13 protein-coding genes and 1 pseudogene are annotated in these 19,376 nt (G+C 57.0%); 5 read left to right on the top strand and 9 right to left on the bottom strand.

The features are described from left to right. Positions 1-7 precede the first annotated feature (7 nt). The 4 genes from glgD to ABVS15_RS06315 all read right to left on the bottom strand — a co-directional run bounded on the left by glgD (position 8) and on the right by ABVS15_RS06315 (position 5,077). A complete protein-coding gene (gene glgD / locus ABVS15_RS06330) occupies positions 8-1,123 on the bottom strand; it encodes a glucose-1-phosphate adenylyltransferase subunit GlgD (RefSeq protein ID WP_369282898.1) in 1,116 nt (371 codons plus the stop codon). Then, the gene (locus tag ABVS15_RS06325) at positions 1,120-2,328 is read right to left on the bottom strand and encodes a glucose-1-phosphate adenylyltransferase (RefSeq protein WP_369282897.1); all 1,209 of its coding nucleotides are present in this window, start codon (positions 2,326-2,328) and stop codon (positions 1,120-1,122) included. The genes glgD and ABVS15_RS06325 overlap by 4 nt, the downstream gene beginning before the upstream one ends. Next, positions 2,325-4,361: a 1,4-alpha-glucan branching protein GlgB gene (gene glgB / locus ABVS15_RS06320; protein ID WP_369282896.1), complete on the bottom strand. Its 2,037-nt coding sequence runs from the start codon at positions 4,359-4,361 to the stop codon at positions 2,325-2,327. The genes ABVS15_RS06325 and glgB overlap by 4 nt, the downstream gene beginning before the upstream one ends. Positions 4,362-4,648: 287 nt before the next feature. Beyond that, positions 4,649-5,077, bottom strand: a complete 429-nt coding sequence (locus tag ABVS15_RS06315; protein ID WP_369282895.1) for a hypothetical protein — start codon at positions 5,075-5,077, stop codon at positions 4,649-4,651. A gap of 258 nt (positions 5,078-5,335) precedes the next feature. Between ABVS15_RS06315 and htpG the strand changes: the two genes are divergently transcribed. Both htpG and ABVS15_RS06305 read left to right on the top strand, forming a co-directional pair. Beyond that, positions 5,336-7,228, top strand: a complete 1,893-nt coding sequence (gene htpG / locus ABVS15_RS06310) for a molecular chaperone HtpG (RefSeq protein ID WP_369282894.1) — start codon at positions 5,336-5,338, stop codon at positions 7,226-7,228. A gap of 314 nt (positions 7,229-7,542) precedes the next feature. Further along, positions 7,543-7,650, top strand: a pseudogene (locus ABVS15_RS06305) (AbrB/MazE/SpoVT family DNA-binding domain-containing protein); the annotation flags it as partial. Between the two features lie 183 nt (positions 7,651-7,833). Here ABVS15_RS06305 and galE read toward each other — a convergent pair. After that, positions 7,834-8,823: a UDP-glucose 4-epimerase GalE gene (gene galE, locus ABVS15_RS06300; RefSeq protein WP_369282893.1), complete on the bottom strand. Its 990-nt coding sequence runs from the start codon at positions 8,821-8,823 to the stop codon at positions 7,834-7,836. 414 nt (positions 8,824-9,237) lie between these two features. Beyond that, positions 9,238-11,952 (bottom strand): S-layer homology domain-containing protein, encoded by a 2,715-nt coding sequence (locus tag ABVS15_RS06295; RefSeq protein WP_369282892.1) that lies wholly within the window; start codon positions 11,950-11,952, stop codon positions 9,238-9,240. Between the two features lie 433 nt (positions 11,953-12,385). Here ABVS15_RS06295 and ABVS15_RS06290 point away from each other — a divergent pair, with 433 nt between their 5' ends. The 3 genes from ABVS15_RS06290 to ABVS15_RS06280 all read left to right on the top strand — a co-directional run bounded on the left by ABVS15_RS06290 (position 12,386) and on the right by ABVS15_RS06280 (position 17,592). Continuing rightward, entirely contained in the window at positions 12,386-13,549 is a 1,164-nt protein-coding gene (locus ABVS15_RS06290) for a glycosyltransferase (RefSeq protein WP_369282891.1), read from the top strand. A 49-nt stretch (positions 13,550-13,598) separates the two neighbouring features. Continuing rightward, complete coding sequence (locus ABVS15_RS06285) at positions 13,599-16,046, top strand: O-antigen ligase family protein (protein WP_369282890.1); 2,448 nt, start codon at positions 13,599-13,601, stop codon at positions 16,044-16,046. Positions 16,047-16,212: 166 nt separating this feature from the next. Continuing rightward, on the top strand, positions 16,213-17,592 hold the full coding sequence (locus tag ABVS15_RS06280; protein WP_369282889.1) for an undecaprenyl-phosphate glucose phosphotransferase: 1,380 nt from the start codon (positions 16,213-16,215) through the stop codon (positions 17,590-17,592). A gap of 146 nt (positions 17,593-17,738) precedes the next feature. On the opposite strand, the gene ABVS15_RS06275 is transcribed toward ABVS15_RS06280, so the two are convergent. The 3 genes from ABVS15_RS06275 to ABVS15_RS06265 form a co-directional block, all read right to left on the bottom strand. Further along, positions 17,739-17,861 carry a hypothetical protein gene (locus tag ABVS15_RS06275; RefSeq protein ID WP_369282888.1) on the bottom strand — a complete coding sequence of 41 codons (123 nt, stop codon included), beginning with the start codon at positions 17,859-17,861 and terminating at the stop codon, positions 17,739-17,741. After that, positions 17,858-18,604 carry a hypothetical protein gene (locus ABVS15_RS06270; RefSeq protein ID WP_369282887.1) on the bottom strand — a complete coding sequence of 249 codons (747 nt, stop codon included), beginning with the start codon at positions 18,602-18,604 and terminating at the stop codon, positions 17,858-17,860. The genes ABVS15_RS06275 and ABVS15_RS06270 overlap by 4 nt, the downstream gene beginning before the upstream one ends. Positions 18,605-18,851: 247 nt before the next feature. Next, entirely contained in the window at positions 18,852-19,115 is a 264-nt protein-coding gene (locus ABVS15_RS06265) for a hypothetical protein (protein ID WP_369282886.1), read from the bottom strand. Positions 19,116-19,376 lie beyond the last annotated feature (261 nt).

The raw sequence follows: 19,376 nt of genomic DNA, 5'->3' as shown, positions 1-19,376 counted from the left end.
GCGGACTTTACACCCGTGCGCCCTTGCTCACCACCAGCGGATAGGAGGAGTGCCCAATCAACGTGCGGTCCGGAAGCACCTCCACCCGCTTGTCGGTGATAATATGGGCCAAATCCGCGTTTCGGCGGATGACGGTGTCTTTAAACAACACGCAACTGCGCACCCGCGCACCCTCCTCCACCACCACGCCGGGGAAGAGAATGGAGTTTTCAACGCACCCCTCCAGCTTGCAGCCGTCTCCAATCAGCGAGTTGACGCAGAGGCCGCCGGGACCGGCGTAAGCGGAGGATTTGTCCGCGTTTTTTGCCCGGATGGGCCGCAGCGGCGTGAACAGCTCCGCCCGGATGGCGGGGTCCAGAAGCTGCATGCTCCGGTCGTAATATTCTTGCACGGAGCGAATCTGGGCGGCAAAGCCCGGCCAGATGAACGAGCGAATGTTCAGATCCCCCGCCTTGGCCTGAAGAATGTCGTGCCGCCAGCTATACTGGTCGCGGCTGATACACTGGTCCACCAGCTCCACCAGCAGCTTTGTGGAGAGAATGTACACCTCCAGCCCCCGATAGCCCCGGGGCGTATGCATCTGGTATAAGACCTCCCGCACGCGGCCCTCTCCGTCAGACTGGAAATAGGTTCCGTTGTCCACGGCAAAGCTGTCGTCCCCGCAGACGGTGGTAATGTCCGCGCCGGAGCGGATATGCCGGTCCAGCACCTCGGCAAGAGGGAGATTCACCACAAGATCCCCCTCCATCAGCGCCACATGGTCCTGCCGGATGGACTGGAGATAGCTGCGCACCCCCGCCAGCGCCTCCATTTTCCCCCGGAATTCTCCGTACCCGCCGCCCGGCCGCTCATAGGCGAAGGGGGGCAGCAGCTTCAGTCCTCCCCGCTTGCGGCTGAGGTCCCAGTTCTTGCCGCTGCCAAGATGATCAATCAGGCTTTGATATTGCCCGTGGAGCACCACGCCCACGTCCGTCACTCCGGCGTTTACCAGATTGGAAAGGCCAAAGTCGATGGCCCGATACCGACCGGCAAAGGGCAGAGAGGACGCGGACCGTCCAGCAGTCAGCTCCTTTAAATCGTTTCGCCGCTCATAGCAGAAAATGATTCCGTGCAGTCCGTTCATCTGGTCACCTCCTCGCCGCGTTCATCCAGCATGGCTTTGGGCAGGACGCTTCTCCCCGCCTCCAGCACGCAGCCGGGGGCCAGCACCGCAAGGCCCCACGAAAGGGGGTCCGCCTCCTCAGGCGACGCGCCTACGCGGCAGTTTTCACCAATCACCGCGTCCTGCCCCACAATGGCATATTCCACCACGGCCCCGGCCTTCACAGTGACGCCGGGCATCAGCACCGAATAGCTCACCCTTGCCCCCTCTTCCACAGTGACTTCAGCCGAGAGCACGGAGTTTTCAACCGTTCCCTCCAGATTGCCGCCCCGGTTAAAGGCGCTGTGGCTTACCTTTGCATGCTTTCCAAGAAAGGCCGGGGGCAGAGAGAGGGACAGGGCATAAATGGGCCACGCCTCGTCCAGCAAATCAAGGCCCGACTCCGGGGAGAGCATATCCATATTCGCATCCCAAAGGGATTCCAGCGTTCCCACGTCCTTCCAATAGCCCTCGAAGCGATAGGCCGCCATCTTTTCGCCGTTTCGCAGCATGGCTGGAATGACATTCTTCCCAAAGTCGTTATCCGAGGCGCTGTCCTTCTCGTCCTCCAGAAGATAGGCCCTCAGGGTCTTCCAGCTAAATACATAGATGCCCATGGAGGCAAGATTGCTCTTGGGCTGCTTGGGCTTTTCCTCAAATTCCGTCACCATGCCGCCCTCGTCCACGTTCATGATGCCGAAGCGGGAAGCATCGTCCCAGGAAACCTCCATCACGGAGATGGTGCAGGCCGCGCCGGTTTCCTTGTGCCGCTCCACCATCCGGGAGTAATCCATTTTATAAATATGGTCGCCGGAGAGAATCACCACATATTCCGGGTCGTACCGGTTCACAAAGGCAATGTTCTGAAAAATGGCGTTTGCCGTGCCCTTATACCACGTGCCACCCGCGGCAGACTGGTAGGGCGGCAAAATGTGGACGCCGCCGGTGCTGCTGTCCAAATCCCAGGTCTGCCCATTGTCCACGTATGCGTTCAGCTCCAGCGGGCGGTACTGGGTCAACACGCCCACGGTGTCAATGCCGGAGTTTGCGCAGTTGGACAGGGGAAAGTCGATGATGCGGTATTTCCCGCCAAAGGGGACCGCTGGCTTTGCCATATCGCCGGTAAGCACGTACAGCCGGCTGCCCTGGCCGCCGGCCAGCAGCATGGCGATGCACTCCTTTTTCATGCCTCTGCCTCCTTATTTACCGGGTTTTTCAGCCGCGCACGGCGCGGCGCTTCCCCCGGTATCTTTTCCTTTCCCCGTTCCGCCGTCCCGATCTTTCGGGCAGGCTTTTCGGCCCCCGGGGATTTTTTTTGCCCTCCGGCATTCATGGGCTTTGCCGCGTCTTGTTTCTCCGCCCGGAGAAATACGCCTCCAAAGGGAGGAATGCGCAATACCACCGATTGCTCCCGCCCATGGGCGGGAATCGCCTGCGTCTCCACCGGCCAATCGTTTCCAAAACCTTCGCCGCCAAATTCCGTCCCGTCGGTGTTGAGCACCTCGATATACCGTCCCTGCTCCGGCACGCCCACCCGGTAATCAGGATAGGCATTGGGCGAAAAATTCACCGCGCACAAAAGCGCCTGTCCCTTGGAATCCCTGCGGAGAAAAACCGCCACATTGTTGTGGTTGTCGTCCGGCACCAGCCACTGGAAGCCCTCCTGCCGGAAATCCTCCTCCCAAAGGGCCGGGGTATCCTGATAAAATCGGTTGGCCGCCCGGAAGAAGGCCTGAATTTTCCGATTCGGCTCCTGCTTCAGCAAATCCCAGTCCAACTGGCCATTCGCATCCCACTCGTGCCATTGGCCAAGCTCGGGGCCCATAAACAGCAGCTTTTTTCCCGGATGGGCCAGAAAGTACGCATAAAATCCCCGGAGGGAACGAAGCTGCGTCTCATACTCCCCCGGCATCTTCCCCACCAGCGAGCCTTTCATATGTACCACCTCGTCGTGGGACAGGGGGAGCACGTAATTTTCCGAAAATGCGTACATCATGGAAAAGGTGAGGTCCTTGTGGTTGAACTGGCGGAAATAAGGGTCCAGCTTTAAGTAATGACATATGTCGTTCATCCAGCCCATATTCCACTTGAGATTGAAGCCCAGCCCCCCGTCCTCCGGCGGGCGGGTCACCAAGGGCCAGGCAGTGGATTCCTCCGCCACCATCAGCACGCCGGGGTTCACCGAAAAAGCCATCCGGTTCAGCGCCCGGAGAAATTCCACAGCCTCCAGGTTTTCCCTGCCGCCATCCTTGTTGGGGGTCCATTGGCCTGCGGGGCGGTCATAGTCCAGATACAGCATGGAAGCCACCGCGTCCACCCGCAACCCGTCGATATGATATACCTCCAGCCAGAAGCGGGCGGAAGAGAGAAGAAAGCTCACCACCTCCGGTCGACCGTAGTCAAACACCCGGGTGCCCCACCCGGCATGCTCCCGCTTTTTTGGATCCGCATACTCATAGCAACAGGTTCCGTCAAACTCGTAAAGTCCCTGCTCATCCTTGCAGAAATGGGCGGGAACCCAGTCCAAGATTACGGAGATGCCGTTTTCGTGCATATGGTCCACAAACCACATGAAGTCCTCCGGCGTTCCGTACCGGGAGGTGGGTGCGAAATATCCGGTGCACTGATAGCCCCACGAGTCGTCCAGCGGGTGCTCCGTCACCGGCAGCAGCTCCACCGCTGTATACCCCATGTCCTTTACATAGGCGGCAAGCTCCCTTGCCAGAGAGCGGTAATCGTAAAAGTCCCCATTCTCCCGCCTGCGCCATGAGCCGAGGTGCACCTCGTACACGTTCAGCGGCCCGGTGTAGCTAGGGCGGTTCGCTTTTTCCTTCCGAAAGTCCCCGTCGGTCCACCGGAAGTCGGAGATATCATAAAGCTTGCTGGCGGTGGCGGGGCGGGTTTCGGTGTGGAAGCCATAGGGGTCCGCCTTATAGCGGACCTTCCCGTCCGGGCCTGTGACGGCATATTTATACGCGGTGTATCGGGGCAGCTCCGGCACAAAACCGGTCCATGTCTCCCCCTCCCGGGTGAGCGGAGCGGCGGAACTGTCCCATTCGTTGAAATCCCCCACCACGCTCACCGCCAGCGCATGGGGCGCCCACACCCGAAAGCGCCAGCCCGCTCGGCCCACCTCCGCAGCGGGATGGGCGCCAAGCCAGGTCCAGCCGTCTGACAGCTTACCCGCATGAAACACCAAGGCATGTCCGCTCTCCCCCATGTCCTCTCTCCTCCCCGCCGGGAAAATTTTCCGTCGGCGGTTAATCGTTTTCGTGTGCGCTGCGTGCGCCCGTTTTTTCTTACCTCAATTATACCCTAGGGGCTTGAGAGCGTCAAGAATATGCCCTGTCGAATTCCAGGTTGTGCCTTCGTGGATTTCAACGACTTTTGATAGACTGTACAGTAGCTTTCGGGCAAATTTGTCTTTTCGTACAAAGCGTTCTTTCCGGCTCCATTCTTCCCAAAAAACGACAGAGGGCAGCCGCCAAAGACGGCTGTCCTCTGAATTCAGGTTTTTCCGCTGATTGTGGCTCCGCACTTGGGGCAGGTGATCTCCACCTTGCCCTTGCCCACTGGAACACGGCAGATAGTTTTGCACTTCTTGCAGGTGAAGTATTTATGCTCTGTGTCGGCCCGGCGCTCCTTGGCATTCTTGTGGCCGTTGCGCAGGCTCCACCACAGCCGCAGAAAGCGGCTGTTCTCCTCCCTGCGTTTGTAGAGATTCTTGGAAAACATCCGGAAAATCGCCCAGACCGCCAAGGCCATGGACGCCCAATAAAGCACCACGCTCACCACGTCCACCCGCCCCCGAAAGAGGGCGGAGACAATGTTCAGGCCCAGCGAAGTCCAAATCGTCACCAGACCCAGCCGGTCCGCGCCGTTTCGCCCGTACATCATGCGGGCCAGACCGCCTCGCAGCCTCTGCACAAATCCCATAGAGGAAGGCTCCTTTTCAAAACAACATATCCCATCCGGGATCCCATATATTCTACTCGCAATTTTTTCTCTTCACAACTCTTTCCGCTCCGAATTTACAATTTGGTTACTTCTTTTTCCGTTTTAAAGCTTTGCGCAGGTTTTTTGGCAAGCTTTTGCGTTCATTTTAAATGCAAATTTAAAATTTGATATTCCTTTTTCAGCGAGGCGATGCTATAATGATGTCGTTTTGAAAAATGAAAAAGGAGTGTATCATCCATGGCAAAGAGACAATTCAAGGCGGAGTCTAAGCGACTTCTCGATTTGATGGTGAACTCCATCTACACCCACCACGAAATTTTTCTCCGGGAGATCATTTCCAACGCCAGCGACGCCTGCGACAAGCTGTGCTACCGGGCGCTGACAGATCAGGACGTGGGTCTTGGGCGCAAGGATTTCAAAATTGAAATCAAGGCGGACAAGACCGGACGCATTCTCACCGTGTCCGACAACGGCATCGGTATGGACAAAGAAGACCTTGAGAGCAATTTGGGGGTCATCGCCTCCTCCGGCACCTTCCAGTTCCGCCAGGAGGTGGGGGACGACACCAAAAATGCAGACGTCATCGGACAGTTCGGCGTGGGCTTTTACTCCGCGTTTATGGTGGCCGACCACATTTCGGTGGTAACAAAGAAATACGGCTCCGACACGGCGTATCTGTGGCAGTCCTCCGGTGCGGACGGGTACACCGTTACGGAGTGCGAGCGGGAAAGCTTCGGCACCGACGTGATTATGCACCTGCGCCCCGACACAGACGACGAGAAATTCAGCGAATTCTTAGAGGGCTGGCGTCTTCAGGAGCTGGTGCGCAAATACTCCGATTACATCCGCTTCCCCATCCGCATGGAGGTCAGCAAAACCCGCAAAAAGGAAGATTCTCCCGAGGATCATCCGGAGTACGAAACCTATACGGAGGTGGAAACGCTCAACTCCATGGTTCCCCTGTGGCAGCGGCAGAAGTCCAAGGTAAAAAAAGAGGAATATGACAAGTTCTACCGGGATAAGTTCAACGATTACGCAGAGCCGCAGCGGGTGATTGCCGTGTCTGCCGAGGGAGCGGTGACTTATCGGGCGCTGCTGTTTGTGCCTTCACAGCAGCCCTTCAACTACTATTCCAAGGACTTTGAGGCGGGCTTACAGCTCTATTCCAACGGCGTTTTGATTATGGAAAAGTGCTCGGATCTGCTGCCGGAGCATTTCCGCTTTGTCCGGGGCGTGGTGGACTCCGCTGACCTGAGTCTGAATATCTCCCGGGAGCTTTTGCAGCACGACCGGCAGCTAAAGGTCATCGCCGCCAATCTGGACAAGAAAATCCGGGCAGACCTTCAGAAAATGATGAAGGACGAACCGGAGGAATACGCAAAGTTCTGGAAAAACTTCGGCCGCCAGCTGAAATTCGGCGTGGTTTCCGACTACGGCGCAAAAAAAGACGAGCTTCAGGACCTGCTGCTGTTTTACTCCTCCACGGAGAAAAAGCCCGTGTCTCTGGCGGATTACGTCTCCCGCATGGCGGAGGGACAGGAGAGCATCTACTACGCCGCAGGCGAAACGGTGGAAGCCATTGACCGTCTTCCCCAGCTTGAAGCACTCAAAGACGCGGGGACGGAGATTTTGTTCTTTACCGAGGATGTGGACGAATTTGCCGCCCAGGCGCTGATGACCTATCAGGAGAAAAAGTTCCTCTCCGCCCTCTCCGGGGAGGCTGCCCCCAAGCCGGAAAGCGAGGAAGCGCCCGAGGAGACTGAGGAACCCGACCACAAAGCTGTGTTCGACTTTGTGAAGGAAGCGCTGGGGGAGCAGATAAAAGAGGTCAAGTCCTCTAAGATTCTGAAATCCCATCCTGTCTGCCTGACCGCCGGGCCGGGGCTGAGCTTTGAGATGGAGAAATATTTTGCCGCCGTGCAGCCGGAGCAAAAGTTGAAGGCAGACCGTATTTTGGAGCTGAACACGTCTCATCCCGTTTTTGCCGCGCTGGAAAAGGCCGTAACGGACGACCCGGAAAAGGCAAAAAAATACGCAGCCCTCCTGTTCAATCAGGCGCTGCTCATCGCGGGGCTGCCGCTGGAGGACCCCTCGGGCTACACGGACCTTGTGTGCGAGCTGTTGGTTTAATTCAATAAAAAATGTGTACCGCAGCGGCGCAAACCGCTGCGATACACGAGGCAGACGACCGGGCTTGCTCATTCGCGTCTTTGCTTACATCGCTTCCATTCGTGTGCCATACTGCACACGGATGGAAGCTTTTTCTTTTCATTTTGCCACCGTATCCCCGCTTTTTTATTGCCAGCCTACACTTGGTCTTGCGCATCTTTTTCAAAATCAGAGTACATTTCCAGACAGTTCCAGTAAATCCATCCGCATAGGGAAACAAATCCTGCGGATACTATGGCCACCTGTCCAAATGATGCCTTAGGAGGAATTTATAGATGAAAGCAACTGGAATTGTACGCCGCATTGACGATCTGGGCCGAGTGGTCATTCCAAAGGAAATTCGCCGCACCATGCGCATTCGGGAGGGCGACCCGTTATTGATAACATTGACGCAGTGGCAGAGGTTTTGTGAAGGCTTGCTGGCCCTCTCCCGGCGGATGGGAGTTTAAATACATAAAACCGCGCCGGTCGATTTTTAATCCGGCGCGGTTTTTTTAATTTTAGGCTACGTGTATGGCGGGAAACCCGCCTGCAAAGCCAAACCGACTTTTCTCTTGTCAGAGCATTTACTCTCCATAGCCGTCCGGATGGGTATGGTGCCAGTCCCACGCGGTTTGGAGAATAACGCGCAAATCGCCGTACTCCGGCACCCAGCCCAGCGCTGCCCGCGCCCGGTCCGCTGAGGCCACTAACCGCGCCGGGTCCCCCGCCCTACGGGGCCGAATCTGAGCCGGGATGGAGTACCCGGTGACGCGGCGGGCCTCCTCCAGGACTTGCAAAACAGAAAACCCAGCACCGCTTCCCAGGTTGAACGCGCCGCTCTCCCCACCGGCCGCCAGATAGTCCAGCGCCAGGATGTGGGCCCGGGCCAAATCGCAGACGTGCACATAATCCCGGATGCAAGTGCCGTCGGGGGTGGGATAGTCGTCCCCGAAGATAAAAACTTGCTCTCTCCTGCCGTTTGCCACCTGCAACAGCAGGGGAATCAAATGCGTCTCCGGGTCGTGAGCCTCGCCCATCCTACCTCCGGGCTGCGCCCCGCAGGCGTTGAAATACCGCAGGGCGACGTAGCGCAGGCCGTGGGCGGACGCTGTCCATTTCATCATCCGCTCTATGGCAAGTTTTGTATCACCGTAACAATTGGTGGGAAGCGTCCTGTCCGTCTCGGAAATCGGAACTCGCTCCGGCTCGCCGTACACGGCGGCGGAGGAGGAAAACACGATATCCCGCACACCGTGGGCCGTCATGCTCTCCAGCAGGACCCGTGTCCCCCCCAGATTGTTGTCGTAATACCGCAGGGGGACGCTCATACTCTCGCCCACAAGGGAGCTGGCCGCAAAGTGAATCACCCCGTCAATCTGCTCCCGCTCAAAGAGGGAATCGCAAAAGCACCGATCCCGGATGTCTCCCTGATAAAATCGGGCCGCCGGGGGCACCGCCGCCCGAAATCCGGTTTTCAGACTGTCAGCCACCACCACGTCCCGGCCCGCATTTAAAAGGGCCAGTGCAGTGTGGGAACCGATATAACCCGCGCCCCCCAGAACCAAAATTGCCATTGCTCTTTCCTCCGTTTCACCTGCGCGGCAATGCTTAAAAAGCGCGGCGGGCTTTTAGGTTAGGCACAAACGGGTCATGCCTTTTTTCTCCAAATATTGTACCACGTTTTTCAGAGCAAGGAAAGCCCCGGATAAAAGCGAGCAAGCCGCGCCGGAATGGGCGAGCCACCCCGTACCCCGCCCCTGTAAGACTTTTAAAAAATCGGAAGCCCATTGACTGCCGCGCAAAGTCCGCGCAGAAAAAAGAGTGGGTAATACCCCGCATACGGGAAATTTTATGCCCCTTAATTGACTGAAACAGATTCTCCGAAACAGCTAAAAACGTTGTCCGCTAACGTTTAGCACAAAAAGGCCCGCCCCTTTCAGGGCGGGCCTTTTTCTAACAAAAAACCGAAGTTCTCAGTCAGTCAGGAATTAGAGAGCGTTGGTGAAACCAACAACCACGACCTGAGAAATCTTGTACTGGCTCTCAGCGTTAGTATTGTTGTTCATGATAATCCGCAGCTCAATCACGTCCTTGCCGGTGGGATACTCTTCGGCAGGGAAGTCAGCCAAGCTCTTGCCGGAGGCAAAGCCGCGCTCGGTCAGATCGGCCCACACAGCGCCAGCCAGATTCAGCATACCAGGCTCTGTATTAAGCGTAGCACTGACATCGGCACCGGCAGCGTTGTATACCTTAACTTCCGTAGCATTACCCAAATTATAGATCAGGTTCTCATTGTTACCGTTAATGGCGGTGAGAGCAGTACCGTTGAACTTCAGCTTCACAGTGAAGGAAGAAGTTGCACTGGTAGTGCCGTTCACAGTGCGCAGAGTGTAGGTGCCGTCAGCCTTCTCCACATAGGTGGCAAACTGGCCGGTGGTCACACTGTCGGTGGACTGCACTTCCACATCGGGGGTACCGTCAATCCAAGCATTGTAGGTGTAGGTGTTGCCGTTGGTGCCGGAGCCATAGACCTTCACGTTCTCAATGAACATGACCTTGTCGCTGACAGCGGACTGGGACTCATCCATGATAACGATAGCCTTGACAACACCGTCCTTGTTCAGGTACACCTGTGCATTCTTCAACTCGGCGGCGGTGGCCTTTGCCACACCGTTGACGACGGAGACGTTCTTGACCTCAACGGTGGTGTTGTTGGTCTGGTCATCAACGTTCATGGTGTCGTTGTCCCAGTTGACAAAGATGGTCTTCACATCGCTGGCAACAGTATAGCCAGCAATGCTGGTGGTGCTGGAACTCACAGAGTAGGCATAGTTGCCAAGAGACACAAAGCCCTTGGTCTTGTCGGTGGCATTATATGCAACCTTAGAGACCGCATAGTCGGCCTTGCTGGAAGCACCGGTGCTAGTGTAGGTCAGGATGTCGCCAAAGTGTGCGGTGTTGCCCGTAGTGGGATAAGAGTCATTACCAATGTTCAGCTCGATCTCGTTGCCGGAGAAGTCATAGCCGATAACAGTGTTCAGAACACGGTTGCCGGACATCATGGAGCCATTGGCCGCATAGATGAAGAACTCGCTGGTAGAACCGGCGTCTTCCATCAGCATGACATAGCCGTACTGATCCAGGTGCAGGGTGACGTCATTCTTGGAGTTCTTCACGGTATCGGAATTCAGGCCGGTATCGGGCAGAGAATCGATATCGCGGTTGGCAGCCAGCTTATAGGTGGTTCCGCCCACAATCACGCCGTTCAGCTTGTTGGAGCTGCTGTTGGTGATGCCGGTCAGAGCGCCAGTGACCACGGTGGGAGCGGCGGCGGTGTCAACCACAGTGCTGCCGTCCTTCAGAGGAGTGACCAGTGCATAGTCGCCGGACTTCATAGCGGAGAGAGCCGCAAATGCGTCGTCGTCGTCCTTCACAGCAGAGTAACCGGTGAAGGGAGCATTCTCAGCCTGCTTCACAGTGATGTTCTTGCTGGTGACGGTGCTGATCTCAACGATTTCGGTCTTGGTAACCACGATGTCAGAAATCACATCGGCAATATCGCCCACATAAATCTCAACCTTGGTGCCGTTGCCGAACAGGCCCAAGAATCTGCCAAGATCGGCAGAATACTTGTTGATCTTGGCTTCATCATCGTTAGCTGCGGTGAACGCGGCAAACACAGCGGTGAAGCTGTCGGTCAGGCCGTTCACACGGATGTTGGTATCATCGGTAACCTTGTAGCCATCCAGGCCCAGATTCTTCAGCTTGTCGCTGTCGGTGTTGCCAGAAGTGCCAGCGGTGAAGGTGAAGTCGGCAGTCTTGGCATACTTGCCAATGGTGACGTTCTTGTAGCTCCACTGATTGGCGGGATGGCCGTACTTATCTTCAGTACCGGAGCCAACCTGCTTCAGGTCGGTGAAGTGCTGCTCGGCAAACTGCATCTTGCCGTCCTTAGGCGCATTGTAACCGTTGTTGGCAGAATCCTTCCAGATATTGCCGTCAGTCTTGCTACTGTTGACAACATCGGTGTGGTTCTGGTTGGTGATGGACACATTCGCGTCGCCGGTGGAGACGTTGATGTTGTCGCCCTTGTACTCCACCTTGGTGGCCTTCAGAGTGTTCAGCGCCAGCTGGCAGGCCTGCTCACGGGTCACGCCGGCGTTGCCGGAGAAGGGAGTCACGAAGTCGTTGTACAGGCCGGCAACAGAGCCGACAGAAGCGACCTTCATGGTCCAGCCGGAGCCGGAGAAGCCCTCAACGTCGCCCTTATAGCCCAGAGCGCCCAGCAGCATCTTCGCGAAGGCGAAGCCGGTCAGGGCGCCGGTGGGACGGAAGGTGCCGTCAGAGTAGCCGTTGATGTAGCCGGCAGTCTTGCAGTAAGAGATGACTGCGGCAAAGGTGTTGGTCACGGGCACATCCTTGTAAGGAGCGGCAGAGACCTGCAGGGAACCGGCGGCCTCGGAACCGATCATCAGAGAAACGATGATCTTGGCGGCAGCACCGCGGGTCAGAGCCCCAGTGGGCTTAAAGTCGCCGCCCTCATAGCCGGTGATGATACCGAGCTTGTTGAGAACCGCAACTGCTTCCTCGTACTGAACCTCACCCTTGTCGGTGAAGTCCTTGTACTCGGTGGCGCCGGCGCCGATGGTGACCAAAGACATGGTCATAACCAGAGCCATTACCAGAGAAAGGAACTTCTTCATGGATTTTCCTCCTTAAAAATTTGCCGCTTTCGCCGAAGCCCTGCGCCCCGGGACCCACGCCGGTCCCCTAAACCGTTGGTTTCGGGACCTGCGCTATCTCCTTGCACAGGTCCGGTTTCCGCGACATTTAATGTTGAACGTCCGAATGGGTCTTTCTTCGCCCGGCGCACATACCGTGGCTAGCCGGTCCCGTATCTGCTCCGGGAAAGGAGAGCCCCCTCGTTTGTTCATGTTGGATTCTAGCAGATATTTTTTGACGGCGCAATAGCTTTGCGCATTTGTAACAATCTTGTAACACAGCCGCAGGCGGCGGATTTTTCCTGCGGACGGAAAGTAAATTCTTCTTTTCACCCAATCCCACTTGAATAAACAGGGGGAGTCAAATATAATAGAGTTTTGTAAGAAAGCCGCGAAGCGCCGAAGGGAGGCCGCCGTGTCCGAAGCCGTACTGTTTACCGCGTCTACATATTCTCACCTTTACAATTTCCACCGGCCCTATCTGGCGGCGTTCCGCGATTTAGGGTGGGAGGTTCACATTGCCTGCGGCGGAGCAGGCATGGAAATTCCGGAAGCGGACCAGACGCTTTCTCTTCCCTTTGAAAAGAGGATGACCTCCCCGGCCAATTTCCGCGCGCAGGCACTTCTTCGCCGCGCCATGAAAGAGAAGGAATATAGCCTTGTGGTGGCCCACACGTCACTGGCGGCGTTTTTCACCCGCCGCGCGGCGGCGGGACTGGGCGCGGCGGGCAGACCGCCCCTTGTCACCGTGGCCCACGGGTATTTATTCGATGACAGGACAGCGCCCCTTAAGCGGGAAATTTTTCTCGCGGCAGAGCGGCTGACCGCTCCGCAAACTGACCTGCTTCTGGCCATGAACCAGTGGGACTATGAACTGGCGCAGAAAAAAAAGCTGGGACAGCGGGTGGAGAATTTACCCGGTATGGGGGTGGATTTTTCCCGGCTGGAGGGCCGGGAGGCCGACGGCGGGTTGCTGCGGCGGGAACTGGGGCTTGCCCCGGATGAACTTCTTGCGGTTTACGCGGCGGAATTTTCCGCCCGGAAGTCCCAGTCCGTACTGCTCCAAGCCATGGCACTGCTGCCGGAGCGGGTGAAGCTGGCCCTTCCGGGGCAGGGCACGCTGCTGGAAGAATGTAAAGCGCTTGCAAAGCACCTAGGGGTTGAAGACCGGGTATTTTTCCCCGGCTCGGAGCCGGACATGCCCCGGTGGTATGCCGCCGCCGATCTGGCGGTTTCCGCCAGCCGGTCGGAGGGGCTTCCCTTTAATGTGATGGAGGCCATGTACGCCGGACTTCCGGTGACGGCCAGCGCGGTGAAAGGGCACACGGATTTGCTCGCCCGTGGTGGGGGACTTCTATATCCTTACGGAGACGCGGCGGCCTGCGCCGCGCAGCTTCTCCGGCTGATTGAGGACGCGGACCTGCGGCGGGAGCTGGGGGCACAGGCCCGTGAGGCGGTCATGCCCTATGGTCTGGAGGAGGTTTTACCACAGGTGATGTCCGCATACCTATCCGTCGTACCCGGCGGGGCAAAGCGGAATCCTGTCTTCGCAGGAACAGCCCAACACGCCGGGCGTTGAGGTCGGGCGGTATACATATTTTAAAAACGCAAAACCGGAGGTCTGATGGATGAAAAATACAAAGAAGAAATCCCTGCTTTACGCGCTGGGTGCAGCCGGTGCACTGCCTGAGGAGCTTTGTGACCAGCGGAGCCTTGCCCTGTTTGCCGGGGCGCTGTTTCTGCTGGTGACGCTCACCGCGCAGGAATCCGTGACGGTGCTGTGCATCCTGTTGGGGCTGGGTGCGCTGCTGACGGCGGTGCTGGTGCGTAAGCGACCCATGTCCCCGCGTCTGGGTCTTCTCTTTCTGGCGGTGACGCTGTATGTGCTGTGGGCGGGCGCGGCCTGCTTCCGCAGTCCCTACCCCGTGCTGGCTTTAAAGGAGTTTACAAAGATTCTGGCGGGATTTTTGCTGTTCCTGCTGATTGTCTTTACCGCCGGAAGTGGGAAAAGCGCGGGCCGGAACGCAATTTCCGCCGTTTCCGCCGTCTCCGCCCTGTTTTCTTTTTTAAGCATTGATCTGGTATCCACCCATTGGTTTTCCGGCGTGTTTCGCAGTATCGTGGAGATGTTTACGCAGGATTACAGCGTTAACTCCGGCCTTGAGACAGGGACCCGCATCACCTCCCTTCTGGCCGACGGCAACACCTTTGCCAGTGTAACGGGTCTGGGCGTGCTGCTGGCGCTGGGTCTGGCCCTGAGCAGTCACGGGAGGGAGCGGGCGTTTCACGCAGTGTGCCTGTTCCTGTCGGCACTGGGCTTTGTTCTGGCTTTCAGCCTCGGTGCAATGGGCTTTATCTCGGCCGCGTTCGTGCTGTTTCTGCTGGCGGTACCCAAGGGGGAGAAGCTTCCCGCCGCCGTTTTAATGGTGGAGACACTGGCGGTCACCATGCTTGGGGTCATGGCTGTGTATGTCTCCGTGTTTGACGGAACCAAGCAATTTTCCCTCGTTCCCCTGCTGGGGGCACTGGTGGGTTCCGCGGGCCTTGCGGCGCTGGACGGGCTTTTGTCCCAGCGAATCTGCACAGTCCTTTCCCGCCACAAGGCGCTGTCGCTCGGCGTGGCGGGAGCGCTGGTGCTCTGCGGGGCGGTGTACGGTGTTTTGGCGTTTCAGCTCACCGGTCCGGCGGCGCTGGCGCCGGGCGAGATTTTGAACCGGGCGGCAGATCTCCCCGCTGGGGGGTACACCCTTTCCGCCCCGGGCAGCGGAACCGCCTCAGTGCGCGTCACCTCCCAGAACGAAACCGATCTGATTCTCCATACCTCCACCGTGCTTTACGACGGTGCGGCCGACGGCGGGTCCTTTACCGTACCGGAGGGGACGGAGGCAGTCTGGTTCGCCGTCTCTGTGCCCGAGGGCGGGACGGTGGAGCAGCTTTCCTATGCCGGACCGGAGAACGGAAGCCTGAAGCTTCATTATAAGCTGCTGCCGGGCTTCATGGCAAACCGGCTTCAGGGCCTCTGGGCCAATCAAAACTCCGTCCAGCGGACGGAATTCTGGCAGGACGGTCTGCGTATCTGGGAAAAGTCCCCCCTCTTGGGCGAAGGACTTGGCGCAGTGGAAGCGGGTCTTTACTCCGTGGCCCGGTTTGAGTACCAGAGCCGGTATGTTCACAACCACTATGTCCAGACGCTGGCGGATGCCGGAGTGATCGGCCTTGTCCTGTTTGCGGGCGTGCTGGCCGCCTCCTTTTGGTCGGCGCTGGCAGGTCGGAAGCGGGGCGCACCTCTGGCTCCCGCTCTGTTTGCGGCGACAGGCTTTGCCGCGCTCCAGGCAGTCAATCAGGCCGCCTTTTCCCTCAGTTCGTTCTTGTCACTGATGTTCTGCATCTGGGCGGGAATCGCCGTCCACTGCACGCAGTCCGCCCCGGAACCGGCGAAGGTCCCCGCCATGGAAACCGCCGCAGCTGCGGAGCCGAAGGAGAAGAAAGCCGCCGCAAAAGCACCCTTGAACGCGCAATCTCTCCCCGCGGCAAATACGGCGGCCCGCAAGGCCCTGCTGTTTTCCGCCCTTGCAATTACAACGGTCTGGAGCGGGCTTCTCCTGAACCACCTGCGGGCGGACAACGACATGATGTTCGGACAGGGCACCGTTTTCCAGCGGCTTGACAGCGCCGTTGGCAGCGACCCCTTCAGCCGTCAGGACGCCATTCAGGCCTATATCTATTACAGCGACCAGTCCGACGACGAGGACATTCAGAATCAGGCAGGCCTGTATGCATCTGCCTATACCCGAGTTGGAAATACGGACCCGGACTACCTCGCGGAATACTTTTTTGAAAACCACATTCCCCAGAGTGCGTTTGCCTCCCTCTCCCGCCACCTTGCGTTCAACCGGGCACGGACAGGGGCGTGGCAGTATGCGCTCACACTTCTGGCGGAGCAGGACGACGGTACGCCGGAATTTCGGGAGCTGTCTTTGGGCATTGCGTTGCAGTTTCAGGAGGCCAACGACTATCTTCTCCAACCCATCACCCTGTACGGTCGGGCCCAGACCTATCTGGACTCTCTCAAATAACGCCCGCATTTTTTGGAATTTAATAAAAAAGCGGCAGCCATCCGAAATGGAGGCTGCCGCTTTTACTATTCTACGGGAAACCGCGAAGCCCGCGCCGGTTGACAGAAGTCCGCTTCCGGGGTACAATCAAATGCGCGTAAAATGTCGGTTTTGGGAGGATTTTGGAATGATTAAGGAGAACCAGCGGCTGCTGAACCAATTGCACGTCCTGTCTGACGGGGTGCTGGTGTTTGTCTCCATGCTGCTGGCCTATTGGGTGCGCTTTTCTCTTTTGGGCGGCATTGAGGGCATTCCCTTTTCCTATTATGTTGCATTGGGTGGGGCGGCTGCGGCACTGTGCCTGTTGAGCTACGCTATGGCGGGACTGTACGAGTCCTATCGCTCCATCCGCTTTCACCGGGAGGCCGCGCGGCTTTTAAGCGTCACTGCCATGGACACCGCACTGCTGGTGGCGATTCTGTTTATATTTCATCTGAACAATATGTCCCGCTGGACGCTGGTTCTGTTTTTCTGCTTTACAAGCGGGCTTCTTTTGTCAAAGCGGGCTTTTTTGCGGCTGCTGCTGCACCGCTTTCGGGCCAAAGGCTATAATCTCAAGCATGTGGTGCTGGTGGGCAGCGGCCCTGTGGCGGAAAATTATATTAAAAAAGTAATGGCGCAGAAAAATCTCGGCTTTTTAGTGGACGGGGTTGTATCCGACGGTGGCCCGTGGGGCACGCTTCCTCTTTTGGGCGACTATGATGGGCTGGAGGACCTGCTCAACCGGCGCAAGCCCGACGAGGTGGTGCTGGCAATTCCCGGAACGGACAACGGGCAGATGCCAAGGCTGATTTCCGTCTGCGAAAAAACCGGAACAAAAACGTCCATTATTCCCTTCTACGCCGCGCATTTGCCCAGCAATCCTCAGGTGGATAATCTGGACGGACTGCCCCTCATCAACCTGCGGCGCATCCCGCTGGACAATTTGGGGAACGCCTTTTTGAAGCGGGCGGAGGATATTCTGGGCGCGTTGGTCTTAATTATCCTGACCTCGCCGCTGATGATATTTGCGGCCATCGGTGTGAAACTCAGCTCCCCGGGCCCCATTTTGTTCCGGCAGGAGCGGGTGGGACGCAATAAAAAGTCCTTTAAAATGTATAAATTCCGCTCCATGCGGGTCAACGCAAAGGAAACCACCGGCTGGAGCACCAATGCCGATCCCCGGAAAACCCGGTTCGGCTCATTGATTCGCAAGCTTTCTATTGACGAGCTGCCCCAGTTTTTCAATGTCCTCAAGGGTGACATGTCTCTGGTAGGCCCCCGTCCGGAGGTGCCCCACTTTGTGGAGCAGTTCCGGGAGAATATTCCCCGCTACATGGTCAAGCATCAGGTGCGCCCCGGCATCACCGGCTGGGCGCAGGTTTGCGGCTTTCGCGGTGACACGTCCATTGAGGGGCGCATCGAACACGACCTCTATTACATTGAGAACTGGAGTCTTCTGTTCGATATGAAAATTCTGCTGATGACTGTATTTCGGGCGGTAAACGGCGAAAAGCTAAAGACCTGACAGGGCCTTCCCTGTCGTCTCTGCGCCACATTCTGGCGGTGCCACGAATTTTTGCACACACGGTGGAGCGGTCCGTATTGTACGGACCGCCCCTCCTGATCAGCAGAGAAGCCCCGCTCCAAAAGGAGCGGGGCTTCTCTGATCTTTTATTCTCCGGGAGCTTCCTCCTGCGGGGGGACGGAGGAGATTTCAAAAAAGTCCTCCGGGACCTCCTTTTCCAGTAGCGTCTGCGTGCCGTCGGGAGCCACGTTTAAAATTGTAATTTTCACAGCTTCACCCCCATCATTACAAAACGGCTTCCTGCGTATATCTGTCCGTTGGTGGTAAAATTCAGGGTGGAATACTCCCCGCGCGGCTTCACCCATGAGTTGTTTGCAACGTAAGACTGACCGATGTATGTCGCGCCTATGCCAAAACGGCTTGTGTAAGACCAGTTGATTCCAAAGCCCTTTTTGGCGCACGGAATGGTGCCGGTAAACAGGGAGCCCTCAGTCGCAAGGCTGTTCTCGTACAGAAGATATTCCAGTGTCATGGTGCTGCCCCCGGGCGTAGACATATAGATTTTGTCAGTCCATCCATTCACAGTCATTGCCATTCCGCCAGCGCCTTTTATGTCTGCATAAAAGAACACCTGGGCATATGCATTCCAGTCAATATTTCCGATGGTAAGGTTGACCTGATTTGCGGAAGCGGTTGTGATCACGTCCATTACGCGGGCAATGGGGTTTGTGGTAATGATACTGCTTTGCAGGGCCGCGTCCGCGTTTTTGCGTGCGGCTTCTTCGGCTGCGTCGGCATTTCTGCGGCCGGCTTCTTCAGCCGCGTCTGCACTTTTGCGCGCAGCCTCCTCGGCAGCGGCGGCCGCTTCGCGGGTGGCCTTTTCCGCCGAAATGGCGGCGGCATTTGCCGCCAGCGCCGCGTCAATTTTGGTGTTGTCGGCGTTGAAGTCGTCCATCAGAATGCGATCCGATTTTTGCCAGTGGCTGAGCTGATATTGTCCTGTCCGTTCCAAAAAAGTTCCTCCTTTGTCCTCGGCGCGTGTTTTTGATCTCTTTACGCCGGATATGTGCCGCTGCGGGTCGGCCCCGCCGCGTTTTTGAAGCCCGCCTGCCACAGAAAAATCAGTCAAATTCCAGAAAGGCGAAAAACGGGTCTTATGGTCACATCGTTTCAGGAGGATTCATGTACGCTCGCGTACACGCTGCCTGTCAAATTTTTTGACGCTGTCTTTGAGCAAAGAAATGCCGTGAGGAGATTCCTCACGGCTTGTCGATTTTCCACGTCAGGCAGCCTGCCCCGCGGGACTCCAATTGGGCCAGGCGCCTGCGGTTGTGACAAAGAAGATCGCTGGTAACGTCAGCAAGACCTTGGCCGCCGGACTGAAATACCGCCACGAGAAAGCTCTTTGCCCTGTATGTTTGATACAGAATCTTCAGATCTTCCCGCAGGGCCGTGTCCTGCCGCTCCTCACGGGTCAGCCAGACCTCCACCAACTTTTGATTGGACCGAACGCATATCTCCAATCCGCGCCGTCTCCTTTCGTAGAATCGCATGGGGCTTTGTGCTTTGCGTGTTGACATTCCGCCTTTTGGCGTAAACAACAACAATACTTTTAATTTTTACCCAATGCGGAATCATTGCCTTTGGTGCATTGAGTATTCCCAAATTGTGGATGTCTATGCCGACAGGCATATAACCCCCGCGCCCACGTACCCGGCGCTTGCGGGTTTCTTTGTTTTCAAGCAGCAAAAAAAGAAAACCGGCAGAGCCCACGCTCTTCCGGT

This window comes from Oscillibacter sp. GMB15532, assembly GCF_041020825.1.
Taxonomy (GTDB): domain Bacteria; phylum Bacillota; class Clostridia; order Oscillospirales; family Oscillospiraceae; genus Oscillibacter.
This window is presented reverse-complemented; position numbering and strand designations above follow the sequence as displayed.